4 protein-coding genes are annotated in these 1,529 nt (G+C 62.3%); 2 read left to right on the forward strand and 2 right to left on the reverse strand.

Annotated elements, in window-relative coordinates; genetic code table 11:
* A partial coding sequence (locus AC1DSN_RS22425) for a LysR family transcriptional regulator (protein ID WP_477333018.1) occupies positions 1-447 on the reverse strand: 447 nt, incomplete at its 3' end.
* The gene (locus AC1DSN_RS22430) at positions 444-683 is read right to left on the reverse strand and encodes a sigma factor-like helix-turn-helix DNA-binding protein (protein ID WP_477297124.1); all 240 of its coding nucleotides are present in this window, start codon (positions 681-683) and stop codon (positions 444-446) included. The genes AC1DSN_RS22425 and AC1DSN_RS22430, both read right to left, overlap by 4 nt.
* 157 nt (positions 684-840) lie before the next feature.
* Between AC1DSN_RS22430 and AC1DSN_RS22435 the strand changes: the two genes are divergently transcribed.
* The gene (locus tag AC1DSN_RS22435; RefSeq protein WP_477297125.1) at positions 841-1,161 is read left to right on the forward strand and encodes a carboxymuconolactone decarboxylase family protein; all 321 of its coding nucleotides are present in this window, start codon (positions 841-843) and stop codon (positions 1,159-1,161) included.
* Positions 1,162-1,221: 60 nt separating this feature from the next.
* Positions 1,222-1,529 (forward strand): cupin domain-containing protein (locus AC1DSN_RS22440; RefSeq protein WP_477333020.1); only part of this gene is annotated, 308 nt, incomplete at its 3' end.

Raw genomic sequence — 1,529 nt, forward strand, 5'->3', positions numbered from 1 at the left:
CAACAGGTCTACCGCGATATCCGGATACATATCGCGAAAGCCGTTCAAGAGCGGCGCGACGACCTTACGGCCGAAGCCAACCGCCGAGCTGATGCGGAGCTGGCCTCGCGGCGGACCTTCGCGGAGCTCCTGCATGTCGGCCAGTGCCTGGGTGATGCGATCGACACCGGGCTTGCAGTTCTCGAAGAAGAGTTCTCCCTCACGGGTCAGCGCGTTACTGCGCGTCGTCCGGATGAAAAGGCGGGCGCCCACCTGCCCTTCCAGTTTCTGCACACTTCGGCTCACCGCCGATCGGCCGATGCCGAGGCGGTCGGCGGCCTTGGCAAAACTGCCTTCGTTCACCACGGCGATGAAAGCGATGACACCCGCGTAACTCGCGGAGAAGCTCGATGCCAGCGCGTCGGCGTGTTCGGCGACGACGAGACCTGGCGGGTTGTTGATAGTCATGATTTGTCTCCGCGTACGTTGTGCTCGTGCCGGACGGACTGGATATGGGAACGCGCTTGCTCCACGAGATCGCGGCTATGCCGTGCGTCGCAACGCAGCAAGGCCGCGACGTCGTCCACGCGCATGTCGAACACCTCGCTGAGGAGGAAGGCGACGCGTGCATCCAGAGGCAGTTGATCCAACAACGCCAGCAGCCCGGTCCAGACCACATCGGGTGAGTCTTTTAGTTCGTCCATACACAACAGACGCAGGCCGCACCGATCTTGTGACAGTTTCCCGAGGGATTTTCTGTAGGAGCCGATTCATCGGCGATAACCAGGTCGCCGAAACGCCATTGGTGCCCCTCACGCAACACGGTGATCCCGCGCACGGATCTACCGGGACGGGAGGCGCATGCCTAACCTCTGCGCTATTCCATTCCCCATCGCTAACGAGGCAATGACATGCGCGTCGATTATCAGAAGCAGTCCCCGGAACTGTTCAAGAAGTTCCTCGACTTCACCATGGCGTTCGGCCCTGACGCAGATCCCGGCGCAGGGCGTCGCCGATGAGATCTACGAGCGCGTCCGCACGCAGCTGTCCGAGAAGGAAATCTCCGACCTGACATTCTCTGTCATGGCAATCAATGCATGGAACCGCGTGAATGTGGCCTTCCACATCGAGCCGGGCATCTTTGACAAGGCGTATGGCCTCGAGAAGGCTAACCTTTCCTGAGTCCCGTTTTCCCGGGCGCGGCGCATGCCGCCTCGCCTCCTACCCTGCGAGGAATCTCCGATGCGACACTTCAAGACGCTCGCCCTGCTCCTGGTGATGATCTGCGGCAACGCGGCCGCGCATGATCCTGCCGCCCACGGCGACGCGACGGCGCCGCAGGCCAGGGTGACCGAGAACATGACCAAGGCTCTCCCCGACTTCCCGGGCAAGGAGATCCTGACCATCACGGTGGACTACCCGCCCGGCGCCGTCGATCCGGTCCATCGTCATGGCGCGCACGCCGTCGTCTATGTGCTCGAGGGCTCGATCATCATGGGCGTGAAGGGCCAGAAGGAGCAGGTCCTCAAGGCAGGCGACACCTTCTACGA

Source organism: Luteibacter sp. P4_D7_3, assembly GCF_056401735.1.